Consider the following 17,068-nt stretch of genomic DNA (forward strand, 5'->3'; position numbering starts at 1 on the left):
GGAGAAGGCATAATGAATATGGAATTAAATGAAATGATGGAAACGATACGAATGATCCAATTGGAAAACTTGGATATTCGTACGGTTACAATGGGGATTAGTTTAGATGATTGTGCAGATTCTGATTTCAACCAACAAAAGGTGAAGGTTTACAATAAAATTGTTAACTATGCTGGTAACTTAAGAGAGGTAGCAGAAACTGTTGAAAAGGAATATGGAATTCCCATTATCAATAAACGTATATCCATCACTCCTATTGCGAATATATTAGGAGAGGCTACAAAAGAGCAAGCCATTGAATTGGCAAAAACATTGGATCAAGCAGCAATGACGCTTGGTGTGGACTTTATCGGTGGTTATTCCGCACTCGTGCATAAAGGAATGACAAAAGGGGAAGAAACACTGCTTGATGCACTTCCGGAGGCCTTAAGTCAAACGGAGAGGGTTTGTGCTTCTGTTTCTGTTGCTACGACGAGAACAGGGATTAATATGGATGCAGTCCGCAGAATGGGGACTATTATTAAGAAGGCAGCAGAGCTTAGCAAGGATCAAAATGGTCTAGCTTGTGCAAAGCTTGTTGTCTTTTGTAATCCAGTAGAAGATAATCCGTTTATGGCAGGTGCCTTTCATGGAACAGGTGAAGGAGAAGTAGTCCTAAATGTGGGTGTCAGTGGTCCTGGTGTGGTTTTAAATGCATTGAAAAGGCATCATGAGGCCGATTTGGGAGAGGTTTCAGATGTTATTAAGAAAACAGCCTTTAAAATTACCAGAGCTGGTGAATTTATAGGTAGAGAAGTTGCTAAACGACTTCATGTTCCTTTTGGTATTATGGATCTTTCTCTCGCACCAACAAATGCAATGAATGATAGTGTTGCGGAAATTTTAGAGGAGATAGGGCTAGAGCGCGTCGGAACACATGGTACGATTGCCGCTCTTGCTTTGATGAATGATGCAGTGAAAAAAGGTGGTGCCATGGCGAGCTCGTATGTTGGTGGTCTAAGTGGTGCATTCATTCCGGTGAGTGAGGATAACGGGATGATCAAAGGGATTACGGATCATGCGTTAACATTGCCAAAACTAGAGGCGATGACCTGCGTATGCTCTGTTGGCTTGGATATGATTGCTGTAACAGGCGATGCCTCAGCTTCCACACTTTCAGCATTAATTGCTGATGAGGCAGCTATTGGGATGATTAACAAAAAGACAACAGCAGTCAGAGTTATTCCTGTTATAGGAAAAGAAAAGGGCGATATGGTAGAATTCGGTGGATTATTAGGTCGTGCCCCTGTGATGGGTGTTAATGGCTTTAGCTCCGAAAAACTAATCTCGCGTGGCGGACGAATTCCAGCGCCATTGCAAGCACTTATTAATTAAAGGAATAGATGTAATGGCTTAAAAGGTGATGAGACTAAAAAGCTCTTGAAGAAAGGGAAACCTGTGACTTAATACCATCTGAAAAACTGATAAAAAGAAAAATCCGAACTAATTCGAATTCGAACGCAAGGATTTCGAATCGTAGTCCGGATTTTTTTATAAACGTCCTTTTGCTTCAGTCTCATTTTGTCTTGGAAGATTGTTAAATTGCCAAAGGTTACGGTCGAAGTTAATACTACCCATATCTTCCTTCGGTGCCACAAGGTAAGTTCATTTTTATTCTTGCTCTTGTTCTGGTGCCCCTTCTGTTTCATTCTCCTGTTGCTCTGTAGGCTCCTCATTCGTCGCCGGATCTTCTTCATCTTCAGCGGAGCATCCAAATAATAGTCCGATAGAGATCATTCCTGAAAGTAATAATACATTTAATTTTTTACGTTCCAAATTATCATCTCCTTACCAATATTTATGGTACATGTCTTATTGTATAATTTAATGTTTAAGACAGTATGAATGCAATGTTAATAATTTGAAAAGTTTTATTATTTAAATTAATTTGGGATGAATGGGATAAAATGGTCAAGAGTATAGGTGAAAGATGATAACTTTTTAATACCTAATAAAAATGAGGCTGAGACATAACTTAAGTATTTAATTCAAAAGAAGAATAACGCACTAATTAGCGAAGTATATTTCCGTAGCGGTTTTTATCCACCAATAACGTTCGGTTTTGCTTAGAGAAAATACTTTTGTCCCAGTCTCACATGCTTAAGCTATCGGTGTTCCATTTTTAACAGGTTCATCTGGTTTTAATAGTACGACATCATCTTCTTCTGGGATTCCACCAATGATTAAAGCCTCTGATTTAAATCCTGCAATCCTTAGGGGAGGAAAATTAACCACTCCAACAACTTGTTCTCCTATTAATTTATCTTGATTGTATCTCTTTGTAATTTGTGCGGATGATTGTTTAATCCCTATCTCTTCTCCAAAATCAATCGTAAGTTTAATTGCTGGTTTCCTTGCCTCCGGAAAAGGCTCTGCCTTTATCACAGTGCCGATTCTCATATCTAGTTTCTGAAAGTCCTTTATATCTGCCATTATAGTTACCTCCTGAATAAATAAGATGTTGATCATTGTATCGTTATTTTTATTATTTCCATCTAACCGCATTTTAACATTTATAGGTAATTTATAGTATATAGTGATTTGACTATTTCAAAAATGGGGAATTATTCATGATATGAAAGTTGGTGGATGTTCTACTCAAAATATTTATTAGTGGGAATAAATACCGCTACGAAAATACACCATAGCCTAATTTACCATTTGGTATTTTGCGAATCCCTTTTGATAGCAGAGTCAAAAATTTAAATTTCCGTTCACAATCGATATAATGGATATAAAGACTATAAATTAGGAGAGGAACTTCGATGAAGAGGGTTGTTGTTACTGGAATAGGGGCTGTTACACCGTTGGGAAATGATGCTTTTACGAGCTGGGAGAACGCCAAAAAGGGAATATCGGGTATTGCCGAGTCCACTAGACTGGATAAGGAAAAGGTGGATATCTCTATTGTTGGAGAAGTAAAAGGCTTTGAACCACAGAACTATATGGATAAAAGAGAAGCTAGGAGAATGGGACGTTTTAGCCAATTTGCTGTTGCGGCAAGTAAAATGGCGATGGAGGATGCGGCAGTAACAGTAGGTGAAAACGTTGAGGCGGAACGTGTTGGGGTATGGATTGGTTCAGGTATTGGCGGATTAGGTGAGTTTGAAGAGCAATACCAGAAATTTTTAGATAAGGGGCAGCGAAGGGTTAGTCCTTTTACCATACCTATGTTTATACCAGATATGGCTTCAGGAAGAGTGTCGATAGAATTAGGGGCAAAGGGAGTAAATAATTGCTCTGTTACCGCTTGTGCTTCTGGTAGTAATTCTATAGGTGATGCTTTCCGGGTCATTCAGCAAAATAAGGCAGATATGATGGTCACTGGTGGTGCGGAAGCTTGTATTACAGAAATGACTATAGCTGGTTTTTCTAATATGACAGCTTTATCTAAAAATTCTAACCCTAATCAGGCAAGTCGTCCATTTGATAAAGGTCGTGATGGATTTGTTCTAGGAGAAGGAAGCGGAGTGCTTGTTTTAGAAGAATTGGAGCATGCTAAAGCTCGTGGTGCAAAAATATATGGAGAATTAATCGGATATGGAGCAACAGGAGATGCCTATCATATAACAACACCAGCACCAGATGGCGAGGGTGCTCAGCGTTCGATGAATGAAGCGTTAGAGGATGCAAATATTTCCTCTAATGAGGTAGACTATATCAATGCTCATGGAACATCCACTGCATATAATGACCTTTATGAAACGAATGCAATTAAAGCCGTTTTCCAAGAACATGCATATAAGCTTGCAGTTAGTTCTACCAAATCCATGACAGGTCATCTATTAGGTGGTGCTGGAGCGGTGGAGGCTGTTTTCTCCTTATTGGCCATTCGGGATTCTGTAATGCCACCAACCATTAATTATGAAACACCTGATGAGGAATTAGATTTAGATTATGTTCCAAATGTCGCGAAAGAAAAGAAACTAGACATTGTGATGTCCAATTCATTAGGGTTTGGTGGTCATAATGCAACATTGGTATTTAGGAAATACATCTAATAGGATAAATAAGTTAGTGAACAGATAGCCTTTCTGATTTCTGTTCACTAATTTTTTTCTCCCATTTTTATTCCCAGTGACACACCTTCAGCCGATTGTGATCCAAATCATAAACATCAAGAGATTTACTTATACCGTTGTCTAGTATTGTGCTCGTTTTTACATTATCCCTTTGGAGTTTTTCATATGTCTTTTCTATATTTCTAGTAAAAAAGATAGGATATACTTGATTAATGCTTCTTACCTCTTTTCCTAAGTCCTTTTCAAGAATTAAAGGTATCTCACTACTACCAACCCCTAAAATAAGATAATCCGTTCCACGAAAAATCTCCTTGAATCCTAAAACTTCCTGATACCAATAACTCGCTTGCTCGATGTTATTGACCTGTAGACAGATGGAATCAATTCGGTCAATCAGGCTCATGTTTATTCCCCCATTTTATCTGACATGTGTGTTCCCTTAAATGATGAGTATATTCAAGAATCAATTTTAAAATTTCCCGACACCTTATACTCCACCTGGTTTTAAGCATTCAGGGGATTACTTCCTTGTATTCATGTTTGCAAAGGGTATGATTGAATGTCGAATTTTGTTTAATTAATACTATATTCGCTATGTATATCTAAAATCCTTTTATTTATAGAAAAAATTTACTAAAAACATTGTTTAAGATTGTGGAGGAATTGTGGAAAGTATAAAATTCTTATTAATACTTTTTAAAATTACACAAATAACCTATACACATGATAAAATTGAAATATAAATAGTAGGTGATTTAAAATGAAATTATGGATGAGAAAGCTAGCAGTTGCACTAGTAACAATTGCCACATTAGGAATGTATACCCCTACGGCACTATTAGAAGTTCATGCAGATGAAGCGGAAGGTCAGCTTTCTAAATCAGATGTAAATCAGGAACCATCTGTTAAACAAGAAGTTCTTGAACATACGGATTTAATTCTGGATAAAAAGGATAATGAGGAAGAGTCCTATTATCAAGAAATGAATGAGCATATCAAAATGCTATCTATGGAGAAATTCGGTCCAAGAATTAGTAATCAAGTAGAAGATGAATTTACTACGACGATTTTACCAGCAATGGAATATGTTATCCGGACTACAATAGAGAAAAATGGTAATGAAGTAGAAAATTACGGGATTACGGAATCTCCTACGAGTGGATATGGAGAGAGAATCTTCCATGTTTATGATTATCAGAACGAAAGAGATTTGGCTAGATTCCATGTTCGTCGTGATAATCGACCAATGGAAGGGTATTATTTCAATTTTCACTATCACCTCAGCGAGGATGGATTTAAGGATCATCATGAAATTGGTGAGATTTATTGGGATAAAAATACACCACCAAAATGGATGGCATAATTTACTTAGAGCAAGCACATAGGTTAAACTAGAAGAAAATGGTCTGGAGGTAATTTATAATGGAAGAAATATCAGCAAAGGATTTACAAACAAAGCTTGAAAATGGAGAAAAATTAAATATGGTTGATGTACGCGAGGATGAAGAAGTAGCACAAGGGATGATTCCTGGTGCAAAGCATATACGTCTTGGTGAACTTCCTGAGCGTCTAGAAGAGCTAGAAAAGGACAAGCATTACTATATGGTTTGTCGATCTGGTGGAAGAAGCGGAAGAGCAACAGAATTCCTCAAGGAAAAAGGCTATGATGTAACCAACATGGCAGGCGGTATGTTAGCATGGGAAGGCGAAGTAGAAGCTTAAAAAGTAGAGAGGGGTGCGCGCACCATTAACATGGCGCACCTTTTTTGCTTCACTCACCTGTTTTTTTGTAATTGAAGGATAATACGACGTAACTCGGTAAAGTTTGCCGGTGCACGTTGATTTCCACTGCAAGCAGTCGCTTTCCGTGGGCACGGCTTCGGCCTTCGTATCTGAAGACTACCGCTTCGTAGTCTTCAGATACGTGCTATTCCCACAAGACAAGAAAGGCTTCGGTAGCGTTACATCTTCGTGAGAAAAAGTGGTCTTCTTTTTCAAGGAGTCGACTGCCCTTCGTTCCAATCCACATTATTATAGCTAAAATAATAATAGAAGATTATGCTCAAAAATAGCGGAGGAAATACACGAAGACTCCTCGAAAATACAAACCGATTTTCTTCGTGCGATGCGTTGCTGCCGTAGTATTCCTTGTCCTGTGGGATGAAAAGCCTAGGTGAGACTCTGGAGAGCGTTAGCTCGGAGGAGGCTCAGCAGCGCCACGGAAAGCGTAGTGTATTTCCGTAGCGGTATTAATGCACCGATTATCTTCGTCTGGTTACTGCGCATTCTAAATAAAATGTGCATGACAAATTACGCTTAAAAACGTATATTCTCTTATTTCACACGTATCTCCTGATCTAATTCCTGCAGTAGCTCGCCAATCTTTTTATTACGAATAACCTTATCCGCATAAAGGTCCATTTGTGTTTCCTCTTGGTTAACAATAACAAGCTTTGCCCCATTTTCCTTAGCGATTAGTGGGAATTGGTTCGCGGGTGTTACACTAAGTGATGACCCAAGTACGATGAATAAATCGGATTTCTCTGTGTCCTGTAAAGCTAACTGAAATGCTTCTTCCGGTAAGCTTTCCCCAAACAACACTACATTCGGTCGCAATATGCCTCCACATTCACAATGATAATCTTTATGTACATATTCCGTACTATCATACTCTCTCCCACATACCTGACAATGCAATTTCTGCAATGTACCATGAAGCTCAGCCACTCTTGCACTACCTGCTAACTGATGGAATCCATCTACATTTTGTGTAATGATGGATTGGATGATACCTTTCCTTTCCCAGTCCGCGAGAATATGATGTCCTTTATGTGGTTTATATTCCTTCACACCAAGAACACGTTGACGGTAAAAGGCGATGAACTCCTCGACATTATTATTGAGAGCATCTGTGCTTGCAATTTTACTTGGATTCTTCTTCCTCCAAAGCCCCTGATTAGCAGAGCGAAAGTCAGGTAAACCACTCTCTGTTGACATCCCAGCCCCTGTAAAGATAACAGTATGTTTTGCCTCCTGTATCCATTGTTTTAGCACTGAAATCCCTCCATTATTAAAGTCTATTACTTCATTATAACCTCTTCTAGTATGATTAGTAATTTAATTGACAGGTCAAAATGGATGTGGTATTACAATTATAGGAATTATCACTCACTCATATAGAGTGCTAATAATATCGGAAGAAGGAGAGATTATCTTGGCCAAGAAAGAGTTTAAAGCAGAATCAAAAAAATTATTGGATATGGTTATTAATTCCATTTATTCGAAGCGTGAAGTATTTCTTCGTGAGCTTATTTCTAATGCAAGTGATGCAATCGATAAAATTTACTATCGTGCATTGACGGATGATAATCTAACATTTAACCCAAGTGATTATTATATAAAAATCGAACCAAATAAAGACAAACGGACATTAAAGGTCATCGATACCGGGATTGGGATGACAAAGGACGAGCTGGAATCAAATTTAGGAACAATTGCTAGAAGTGGATCCTTTAACTTTAAAAACGAAAATGAGATTAAGGATGGCTATGATATTATTGGTCAATTTGGTGTTGGCTTCTATGCTGCTTTTATGGTTGCTGATACAGTGACTGTCATCAGTAAATCTCTTGATGGTGAGGAAGCGTACAAATGGGAGTCCCAAGGTTCGGATGGCTATACGATTGAAAGTGTAGAAAAGGATGATGTTGGTACAGAAATTATCCTTCAAGTAAAGGACAATACGGAAGAAGAAAACTATGATGAATATCTAGAGGAGTACCGATTAAAACAAATTATTAAAAAGTACTCTGATTTTATTCGCTATCCAATTAAAATGGATATTACAGAAAGTAAGCTTAAAGAAGGATCCGAGGATGAGTATGAGGACGTTATTGAAGAGCAAACCATTAATTCCATGGTTCCGATTTGGAAAAAGAACAAAAGCGAGTTGACAAATGAGGACTATGAGAACTTCTACAATGAAAAACATTATGGTTATGATAAACCATTAAAACACTTGCATATTAATGTGGATGGAACCGTTCGTTATAATGCGATTCTTTATATCCCAGAAAGTGCTCCATTTAATTACTACACCAAAGAGTATGAGAAAGGATTAGAGCTATATTCTAATGGCGTTTTAATTATGGAAAAATGTGCTGATTTGCTCCCAGACCATTTTAGTTTTGTAAAAGGAATGGTAGATTCCGAAGACCTTTCCTTAAATATTTCTAGAGAAATGCTTCAGCATGATCGCCAGCTCAAGGTAATTGCAAAAAATATCAATAAAAAAATTAAGAATCAACTTTTAAGTCTATTAAGGGATGACCGCGAAAAATATGAGAAGTTTTATAATTCCTTTGGTCAGCAAATAAAATTTGGTGTTTATAATGACTTTGGTGCGAATAAGGAATTACTTCAGGATCTTCTTTTATTCTACTCCTCCAAAGAGAAGAAACTAGTAACATTAGAGGAATATGTGTCTAGAATGCCTGAAGATCAAAAATATATTTATTATGCTACTGGAGAGTCTAATGAGCGAATTGAAAAGCTTCCACAAACGGAAATCGTTGCTGAAAAAGGCTATGAAATCCTATACTTAACAGATCAAATTGATGAGTTTGCCATTAAAATGCTCATGAAGTATCAAGATAAAGAATTTAGATCCGTATCAAGTGAAGACCTAGGCATTGAGGATGAAAACAATGAAGAAGCGAAAGAGCAAGCAGAAGAGAACAAAGACCTCTTTGCAGCAATGAAGGATATTTTATCTGGCAAGGTAGTTGATGTACGAGTTTCCAAACGGCTGAAGTCCCACCCTGTTTGTTTAACAGCTGAAGGGGAAATATCCATTGAGATGGAAAAGGTTATTAATGCCATGCCAGATAATCAGCATATCGAGGCCAATAAGGTACTAGAAATTAACGTGGATCATGATGTTTTTAAATCTTTAAAAGCAGCCTATGATAATGACAAAGAAAAGCTAGGTCTCTATACGAATTTACTTTATAATCAAGCATTGCTTATTGAAGGATTACCTGTTAATGATCCAGTGGAATTTACAAATGACATTTGCAAAGTGATGACAAATTAAGTTTTTAAAGGACCTCTATCAGAATTTGGTAGAGGTTTTTGCTTTGGGATTTTATAAAATGAATCTTCAATCAATCAGTGGGGCGCCTTTTATCTCCTACTGAAACAAAGGAAATAACCTTATTTTGTAAAATCAATTCCATTTATTTGCCACATTTCCATGTTAGATTATAATTATCAGGTAAAAGTGACACATTGTCACTAGAAATGATTGACATGTGACACGATGTCATAATAAAATAGTATTGTAGATATATGACACTGTGTCACAAACGGGAATTGGAGGAAGAAAAATTGCCGAAGCAAACATTTTTTAATTTACCTGAACAAAAGAGGCAAAATCTCATGAAAGCAGCAGAAGAGGAATTTGCTAGAGTACCATTATACGAAGCCTCCATTTCGAATATTATAAAAGTCGCGGGGATACCTAGAGGTAGTTTTTATCAGTACTTTGAAGGTAAAGAAGATGTTTACTTTTATTTGTTAGCGGAAGAAACAAAAACAAGAAAGACTGAATTTATTCAGAAGCTTAAGAAGTATGATGGGGATATTATTGAGGCCATTACAGAATTGTATTATGATTTTCTGGTCTATTTACCAGACGATCAAGAGAAGAATTTCTTGAAAAATGCTTTACTAAATGTCACCCATAAAATAGAAAATGTTTTTACGTCCATGTTTGATGGAACGCACTCCACTGGCTATATGGATGACATTATAAATTTAATTGATAAAAAGCGGTTAAATATTGAATCAGATCATGAGATTTTTCATATTATGCAGATTATCATAGCGGTAGCTTTCCGTAACTTCGTTGAAAAGTTTTCACGGGAGTTATCCGACCAGGAAGCCATTGAAAATTTTAAAATTGAGATGAATTTACTAAAAAATGGACTTTATAGGAAATAATTGAATCTAAAAGCTATCTTTATTCGTAACATTATTTAAATACTAAATTTAACTAAAGAATGGGGAATGATAAATGACAGTTACAATTTATGGCGCAGCATGTTCATCGACCAGGAAAGCAAGAAAATGGTTTAATAATCAGGAAATTCCATTTGTGGAAAGAAATATATTAAAGGACCCTTTAACGGTTGACGAGCTTCAAGAAATCCTTCGTATGACAGTAGATGGGACAGATGAAATTATTTCCACTCGATCAAAGATTTATAAAGACTTAAATCTCGATATGGATGCAATACCACTACAGGAGTTATTAGAACTCATCCATAAGCACCCTCGTTTACTCCGTAGTCCAATAATCATTGATGAAAAAAGACTTCAGGTGGGCTATCACGAGGATGATATCCGACAATTTTTACCTAGGAAAACTCGTCAGTATCAGTGGTTAAAATGGAGAATGAATAATCTTCAATTTGCTGAAGGATAATGGTACAAAAGGTGCGTCACGTTTAATTTGTTAAAACGCTTTGGAGGGAATGACATGCATTTAGTCGCTGAACAGCCTTATGTGAAGATTGAGAGGCAAGTTAGCAGCATAGACCAAAAAAATATTGAACATCAGCGCACCATTTACCTATATACCAATAAGATTGTAACCAAGCATCGTGAATTTGCTATAAGGGATGTAATGGATATCTCTTATCGGCTGATTGGCGATAAAGGTGGCCTCCTCTATATACATACCCTTCGCGGGGTATATTCCTACATTGTAAAATCATCACCAATAGAATTCGTTCAAAAGTATAAAAGTCACTTTAAAAACAAACCTCAGCATGAAAAGTGAAGAGGATGGAGAGGTAACCTGTACTCTCCATCCTCTTCATCATTTCAAATGTACTTTTTGAATGTTAATAAAACCATAAATACATACTTACCAACGTTTCTCTCTATTTATTACGCTCCCCCTCTAATGGAAGTTCATTACCACTTTAGGAAAAAGACCGCAAGCATTTGCGCATCTTATTTCAACGGTGACATTCAAATAGTTTCAGATATGAGGGATATCTGTAGCAAATGGGAGAGAGGTATTTTATGTCATTGTACCGCTTATCCGCTAAACACATAGAATAGTATAGTAACCGTACTACCATGTGATAAGGGGTGATGATATGAGCTTGTATATTAATCCTCACCATCATCAAGAGATTTATAAAAGTAATAATATGATACAGGAACCGAATCAAGGCTTTTTTATAAAAAATCATACGGAAGAAATGGTGAAGGAGCAAAAGCAAGTAAATGATTCATTAAGTAAATCTCTTAATGAATTAAAGGAAATATATAAGCAGCAGGAAAAAAGATGGTCTCAATATGATAATGAGAACGTAAGGCAAAAGGCGGTTGAAAATAAGGTGTTGGATCAATTGCAGAAAATCGATTCTAGCTATGAGAATCTTGATTATACTGTTCAAAGTCAACAAATTAATCAAAATGAGCTTATGGATGAGTTAAAAAACGTATCGATTATTCAAGAAAACATACAAAAGCAATTGAAGGAATATAGTAAACTAAGCGAGGAATGGAATAAGCAGTTAACGGATCATATGGAATTTCAATCGGAACTATCAGAACAAATAAAAGACCAAGATAAAAATCAGCAGGAGATTGTAAAGAGACTTAACAATCAAGAGGCCTTAACTCAAAAAATAACAAGACAGCTCGAGCATCTACGTACGATTCTATTTGAACGAACGAGTCATTTATCCGACAAAATGGAGGATATATCCTCTTTTGTTTTACAGTCCTTAAAGAAGGAGTATCTGGACTCTGGTTTTTATATTCAGCAAAAACAGAAGGAAAAGGAAGTAAGCCATAAATGATAATAAGAGGCTGGAACAAAACTAAAGTATTTAACTCAAAAGAAGAACAACGCACAATTTAGCGGGGGAAATATACGTAGACTCCTTGAAAATAAAAACCAATTTTCTGCATGCGATGTTTCGCTGCCGAAGCGTTCCTTGTCCTGCGGGATGAGAGGCCTAGGTAAGACACCGTAGTGCGATAAGGAGCAAAGGCTAAGAACGGCCACGTCCTGTGGCAACGCCTTCATGACCAACATCGTGTTGGCCTGAAGGGGGATCATCAGCCACCCTAAGGTGCGCGAAGTATATTTCCGGAGCGGTTTTTATCCACCAATCGCGTTCGACTTAGGGAAAATACTTTTGTCCCAGTCTCAGTAATGTGCTTGCTTTAAATAAGTTTTTCTCGTTTGTACATTAGAACGAAACGTGGAATAATTAATGGTAACTTATGTTAATTTGGCTTTATCGCAGCATAAAAGGCAGTAATACGCACATTACAAAAATGAAGGAAAGACGAATCATTTTAAGTGGGGGATGAAGGAATCCCTCACTTATTGAAAATTCACTTTATGACCCCTATATAGATTAGGAGGGAGAATTTTTTCATGATGTTAAATGGAAGCTATCGTGATTCATGGGTGGAAATATCCCTAGATGCTGTTCAGGAAAATGTGAAGGCCTTTAAACGACATGTTCATCCGAATAGTAAGTTTATGGCGGTAATAAAGGCAGACGGATATGGACATGGGGCAAAGGAAATAGCTGATGCGGCAATAGAAGCTGGTGCGGATTATTTAGGTGTTGCCTTACTAGATGAGGCGATACAACTCCGGCATGCCGATATAGATGCTCCTATATTGGTGCTCGGTTATACTGGTATAAGTACTTCTAGTGCATTAGAGACAGCCATAAACGAGAACATCACACTCACTGTTTTTACGGAATCTATAGCTGAACAAGTGGTTCATAAGGCTGAAAAGCTAAAAAAGATGGCACGTGTACATATTAAGGTCGATAGTGGTATGCATCGAGTGGGATTGAAGGATAAGGAAAAAGTCCTCGCGTTAGTAGGGCGATTAAAGTCACCTTATGTTCACATAGAAGGAATCTTTACTCACTTTGCTGATGCAGATAATACGGATTCCACATACACTGAAAAACAATATCATCATTTTAAAGATGTCATTGATTACTTGGAGAAAAATAGCATTAATATTCCCATTAAACACTGTTGTAATAGCGCGGGGACTATTGCGTATCCCAATATGCATATGGACATGGTACGTGTAGGTATAAGCTTGTATGGATTGTATCCTAGTGAACATTTAAGAGAAACGATTCCTTTAACTCAAGCCATGAGCTTTAAGACGAAGCCAGTCATGATTAAAACCGTTGAATGTGGAGAACCTATTAGCTATGGTTGTACATTTGCGCCGGAAAGGAACTCCATCATTGCTACTATTCCGGTTGGTTATGCGGATGGATTTACCCGTGCATTATCCAACAAGGGGAATGTTACGGTAAAAGGAGAAAGAGCCCCAATTGTAGGAAGAATATGTATGGATCAATCTATGATTGACGTTTCTCATATAAAGGATGTAGATGAAGATGATGTCTTTACGATTTTCGGGGAACCTAGTGAAGGCTTTATTGGTTTAGCGGAAGTGGCAGATCAACTACAAACCATTCATTATGAAATTGTTTGTTTAATTGGAAAAAGAGTACCACGAATATATATTAAAAATGGGGAAACGATGAAGGTAAAAGGACTATTAGAATCATACTAACGGTAGCTAAGAAGAATTTGTAGAGGTTGGGACTGAACAATATATCCGAAGCAATTTTTATGCACCCATCATCTTCCTAGTTTTGCTTTGGAAAAATACTCTTGTCCCAGCCTCTACTTACTGTATCCTAAATTGAATGCAAGCTTTTCTAATGATTCGTTATATTCACTTCATTTAAGCCATTTAAATCAACTTTCTGTTCATGATCCATATCATCAAGTGGAAAAACAGTAGCTGTTCCTTGTTGTTCATGAACTTCTTGAATATATACGGGAATTCCGAAATAGTTTACATTAATCATTGCAATGGAATCGATAATATCTTGTGCTCGTTTACTATCCATGGTTACCTCCTTTACAATGGCAGTTTTATTTTTAGTAATCCCATGGTTTAATATACAAAGGTGAACGGTCCATTTTTTTCTATACAAAACAAAAGCTTCTAGGAACCCTTTGTTTTCCTAGAAGCTCATTCATACGCTTATATCCAGAACCAATTCCAAGGGTCTCTTCTTTCTCGTCTACGATTTGATTCGTCATCATCATGTTTAGGTTCATGGTCACGATTGAATTCTTCTACATCATCATCTACACGCTTTTCGTCTTTTTTGTTTTCTCGTCGTTCCCAATCAGGTCGATCATGATCCTTATGATGGTGGTTACCTTCATCTATTACTTTTACTTCGTCAGCATGAATAACTACTTTACCAACTTTTAGTTTTAGTTCATCCACATTCTCTAAAGCATCCTTTTTGTCTTCTTGTTTTCTCCTTCTTCTTGCCAAAATCTAATCTCTCCTTTGTAAGTTTGTCGCAAGGTTCAGAGGCAGAAGAAATCCACATATTGTTGTAGCACTTTAACTACCTACCTCTTATGATTTCGCCCTCACCAATCAAAGATTCAGTTTATACTAAGATATGCACGTATCTACATACTGCTTAGGCATACACATAATTTGAGTTAAATTTATGTGGAATATAAAAAAAGATAAAGAATGAGGATTCACCTCACTCTTCATCTTTTTTTCTTTTGTTCCACTCTTCGTTTACTAATTGATTCAATTGATGATTGATTCCAACAGTTTTTTCAACTTCAAGTACAAAGGCGATACCTTTACCGGGCTTATTTAAATGTGCATCTTCTTCAATGGTATGAAGCACTTGTTCTGTTTTTTCTCTGCTAACTAACGTAAGGATGAGTTCTTTTTCTGGCTCGATAAGAATATTAAAGAGTTTAGCTTTTTCATGGATACCAGTTCCTCGTCCGTGGAGGATAGTACCACCTTCTGCTCCTGCCTTTTTAGAGGCATCGACAACCTTATCCGATTCCCCCCTGTTAACGATGGTTAAGATTAGGTCATATAAGATATCTTGTTTTTTCATTATGTCATACCCACCCTCGTCATTAAAATCATCGTGATTCATTTCAATTCCCAACATATGAGAAATTCCACTGATATGCTTGGTGTCAATGACAAAGCCGATTCCTTGTCTCGGTTTATTTAAATTAACTGAATTTACAATGGCATTCATTACATCAGGAAAGATTTTATTTGGAACAAGTGTTAAAATAATTTCTCGTTCACGTTCAACAGGGATACCTAAAAAATGTGTTTTTTCATCAATACGAAATCCTTTACCAAGAAGTGTGGTACCTCCTCTGGCACCAGCCTTTTTAGAAGCCTGTATGACCTTCTTCGCTTTCTCTTTTTTTACGATGGTCACGATTAACTTTTGTTTCGTTTGCTTCTTTATCATCCTGTGCCTTCTCCTTTCTTCCATATAGGATTCCCAGGGTAAGAACGGATAGAATGGGTGCTAGTGCTACTAATGCTACCATTCCAAATCCGTCAAGAAGTGGGTCTCTCCCCTCTGTGACAGAGGCAATCCCAACAAACATGGCTAACATAAATGTTGCTGTCATTGGACCTGTTGCAACTCCACCTGAGTCAAAAGCAATGGATGTAAATGTTTTGGATGTAAACCTTATCATAACTAATGCGATTATATAACCTGGAAGGATAAAATACCATAGGGAAATGCCCCATATTATTCGGAACATCGATAATGCAATCGCAAGGCCTACTCCAATGGATAAGGTATAAAGCAATACTTTTTGAGGAATATAACCACTAGATACTTCATCCACCTGATGTAGCAATACACTGACGGCGGGTTCTGCAAATATAGCGAAGAACCCAAGAATAAACCCAATTACCATTAGTAACCAAAGACTTCTTCTACCCATTTCTTGACCGATTAATTCACCAATCGGCATAAACCCAATATGAACGCCTTGGAGAAAAAACGATAGACCAAAAAATGTAAGAATAAATCCAACAATAATATCCTTTACTTTATTTATTGGTAATTTGAGGAGAAATAGTTGACAAATGGAAAATAGAATAAGCAATGGAACTAAGGCGGTGACAACTTCTATCATGGTACCTCCAAAGCCCTCGAATATGTGTAAGTTCATCCGTAAATCACCCCTAATATGAGCACGGATAGGATAGGTCCTATGGATGCAAGAGCAATGAGTCCGAATCCGTCTGTAGAGGCAGTCTTCCCTCTGATGACACCTGCAACACCAACTCCTAGTGCCATAATAAAGGGAACGGTTAAAGGCCCTGTGGTAACTCCACCAGAGTCAAAAGAGATTGGAACGTATGCAGAGGGGGTAAATGCAGCTAGTAAAAAGATAAGTCCATATCCCGCTGCTAAGATATAAACAATGCTGAAGTTGAAAATAATACGTACCATGGATAGGGCTACAAAAATGGCCACACCGAGTGCAACAGAAAGAATTAAAATACTTTTTGGAATGGCGCCATCTGATACTTGATCAACCTGAGTAGAGAGAACGCGAACATCTGGTTCAGCAAACGTAACAACTAGCCCTAGTATAAATCCAAAGAAGATAACAAGCCAAAGTTTCTTTGTCTTAGGCAGAGCAGCTCCAATCATTTCACCAACAGGCAGTAAGCCGACAGTAACACCTAATAAAAATAGTATAAGTCCAATGCCAACGAATAAAACACCCATGAGAAACTGTATAAATGTCTCTAGAGGAAGCCAAATAATCGTAAACTGTAAAATGGTAATGACAATAGTAATAGGTAAAATGGATTTAATAACCTCGATAATCGTCTCTTTAATATTGTCCATAGCAACCCACCTTTTTAAATGATGATTATTTTAAAGAGTCGGATAATTACATCTATTATAATAATAACAAAAAATTAAAGTTGTGTATATTCTGTTTTATTAATACTCCAATAATTACTTTTAGTAATCTTGTAATTAAAAGTTGCAATCACTTAAAAATGGTGGTATATTTAGATTAAATTAAAGTATGTT

The 17,068-nt window shown here is 37.0% G+C and carries 19 protein-coding genes; 10 read left to right on the top strand and 9 right to left on the bottom strand.

Annotation, left to right across the window (positions count from 1 at the left end; translation table 11 throughout):
• Window positions 1–12 precede the first annotated feature (12 nt).
• Window positions 13–1,374, top strand: a complete 1,362-nt coding sequence (locus CAO17_RS17500; protein WP_085993855.1) for a PFL family protein — start codon at window positions 13–15, stop codon at window positions 1,372–1,374.
• A 276-nt stretch (window positions 1,375–1,650) separates the two neighbouring features.
• On the opposite strand, the gene CAO17_RS21155 is transcribed toward CAO17_RS17500, so the two are convergent.
• Both CAO17_RS21155 and csaA read right to left on the bottom strand, forming a co-directional pair.
• The gene (locus CAO17_RS21155; protein ID WP_179151838.1) at window positions 1,651–1,815 is read right to left on the bottom strand and encodes a hypothetical protein; all 165 of its coding nucleotides are present in this window, start codon (window positions 1,813–1,815) and stop codon (window positions 1,651–1,653) included.
• Window positions 1,816–2,139: 324 nt separating this feature from the next.
• On the bottom strand, window positions 2,140–2,472 hold the full coding sequence (gene csaA, locus CAO17_RS17505) for a chaperone CsaA (RefSeq protein WP_085993856.1): 333 nt from the start codon (window positions 2,470–2,472) through the stop codon (window positions 2,140–2,142).
• A gap of 332 nt (window positions 2,473–2,804) precedes the next feature.
• Between csaA and fabF the strand changes: the two genes are divergently transcribed.
• A complete protein-coding gene (gene fabF, locus CAO17_RS17510) occupies window positions 2,805–4,040 on the top strand; it encodes a beta-ketoacyl-ACP synthase II (RefSeq protein ID WP_085993857.1) in 1,236 nt (411 codons plus the stop codon).
• A gap of 67 nt (window positions 4,041–4,107) precedes the next feature.
• Here the strand turns inward: fabF and CAO17_RS17515 are convergent, their stop codons facing one another.
• A complete protein-coding gene (locus CAO17_RS17515) occupies window positions 4,108–4,464 on the bottom strand; it encodes a VOC family protein (RefSeq protein WP_085993858.1) in 357 nt (118 codons plus the stop codon).
• A 369-nt stretch (window positions 4,465–4,833) separates the two neighbouring features.
• Between CAO17_RS17515 and CAO17_RS17520 the strand changes: the two genes are divergently transcribed.
• Entirely contained in the window at window positions 4,834–5,424 is a 591-nt protein-coding gene (locus CAO17_RS17520; protein WP_245831865.1) for a YpjP family protein, read from the top strand.
• 59 nt (window positions 5,425–5,483) lie between these two features.
• Entirely contained in the window at window positions 5,484–5,783 is a 300-nt protein-coding gene (locus tag CAO17_RS17525) for a rhodanese-like domain-containing protein (protein WP_085993860.1), read from the top strand.
• A gap of 612 nt (window positions 5,784–6,395) precedes the next feature.
• Here the strand turns inward: CAO17_RS17525 and CAO17_RS17530 are convergent.
• Window positions 6,396–7,115: an NAD-dependent protein deacylase gene (locus CAO17_RS17530; RefSeq protein ID WP_085993861.1), complete on the bottom strand. Its 720-nt coding sequence runs from the start codon at window positions 7,113–7,115 to the stop codon at window positions 6,396–6,398.
• 160 nt (window positions 7,116–7,275) lie between these two features.
• On the opposite strand from CAO17_RS17530, the gene htpG reads away from it, so the two are divergent.
• The 6 genes from htpG to alr all read left to right on the top strand — a co-directional run bounded on the left by htpG (window position 7,276) and on the right by alr (window position 13,710).
• Window positions 7,276–9,156 carry a molecular chaperone HtpG gene (htpG, locus tag CAO17_RS17535; protein WP_085993862.1) on the top strand — a complete coding sequence of 627 codons (1,881 nt, stop codon included), beginning with the start codon at window positions 7,276–7,278 and terminating at the stop codon, window positions 9,154–9,156.
• A 293-nt stretch (window positions 9,157–9,449) separates the two neighbouring features.
• Window positions 9,450–10,064 carry a TetR/AcrR family transcriptional regulator gene (locus tag CAO17_RS17540; protein ID WP_085993863.1) on the top strand — a complete coding sequence of 205 codons (615 nt, stop codon included), beginning with the start codon at window positions 9,450–9,452 and terminating at the stop codon, window positions 10,062–10,064.
• A 73-nt stretch (window positions 10,065–10,137) separates the two neighbouring features.
• On the top strand, window positions 10,138–10,548 hold the full coding sequence (spx, locus tag CAO17_RS17545; RefSeq protein WP_085993864.1) for a transcriptional regulator Spx: 411 nt from the start codon (window positions 10,138–10,140) through the stop codon (window positions 10,546–10,548).
• A gap of 54 nt (window positions 10,549–10,602) precedes the next feature.
• Window positions 10,603–10,905 carry a hypothetical protein gene (locus CAO17_RS17550; protein WP_085993865.1) on the top strand — a complete coding sequence of 101 codons (303 nt, stop codon included), beginning with the start codon at window positions 10,603–10,605 and terminating at the stop codon, window positions 10,903–10,905.
• 325 nt (window positions 10,906–11,230) lie between these two features.
• Entirely contained in the window at window positions 11,231–11,941 is a 711-nt protein-coding gene (locus CAO17_RS17555) for a coiled-coil domain-containing protein (protein WP_085993866.1), read from the top strand.
• A 590-nt stretch (window positions 11,942–12,531) separates the two neighbouring features.
• A complete protein-coding gene (gene alr / locus CAO17_RS17560; protein WP_085994550.1) occupies window positions 12,532–13,710 on the top strand; it encodes an alanine racemase in 1,179 nt (392 codons plus the stop codon).
• 148 nt (window positions 13,711–13,858) lie between these two features.
• On the opposite strand, the gene CAO17_RS17565 is transcribed toward alr, so the two are convergent.
• The 5 genes from CAO17_RS17565 to CAO17_RS17585 form a co-directional block, all read right to left on the bottom strand.
• Window positions 13,859–14,053, bottom strand: coding sequence for an H-type small acid-soluble spore protein (locus tag CAO17_RS17565; protein WP_085993867.1), 195 nt, complete (start codon window positions 14,051–14,053; stop codon window positions 13,859–13,861).
• Window positions 14,054–14,190: 137 nt separating this feature from the next.
• A complete protein-coding gene (locus tag CAO17_RS17570) occupies window positions 14,191–14,493 on the bottom strand; it encodes a hypothetical protein (protein WP_085993868.1) in 303 nt (100 codons plus the stop codon).
• Window positions 14,494–14,716: 223 nt separating this feature from the next.
• Window positions 14,717–15,466: a P-II family nitrogen regulator gene (locus CAO17_RS17575; RefSeq protein WP_085993869.1), complete on the bottom strand. Its 750-nt coding sequence runs from the start codon at window positions 15,464–15,466 to the stop codon at window positions 14,717–14,719.
• Complete coding sequence (locus CAO17_RS17580) at window positions 15,384–16,187, bottom strand: DUF1538 domain-containing protein (RefSeq protein ID WP_085993870.1); 804 nt, start codon at window positions 16,185–16,187, stop codon at window positions 15,384–15,386. Before CAO17_RS17580 ends, CAO17_RS17575 begins: the two co-directional genes overlap by 83 nt.
• Entirely contained in the window at window positions 16,184–16,876 is a 693-nt protein-coding gene (locus CAO17_RS17585; protein ID WP_085993871.1) for a DUF1538 domain-containing protein, read from the bottom strand. Before CAO17_RS17585 ends, CAO17_RS17580 begins: the two co-directional genes overlap by 4 nt.
• Between the last annotated feature and the right edge of the window lie 192 nt (window positions 16,877–17,068).

It is taken from the genome of Oceanobacillus senegalensis, assembly GCF_900176885.1.
GTDB lineage: Bacteria > Bacillota > Bacilli > Bacillales > Amphibacillaceae > Oceanobacillus > Oceanobacillus senegalensis.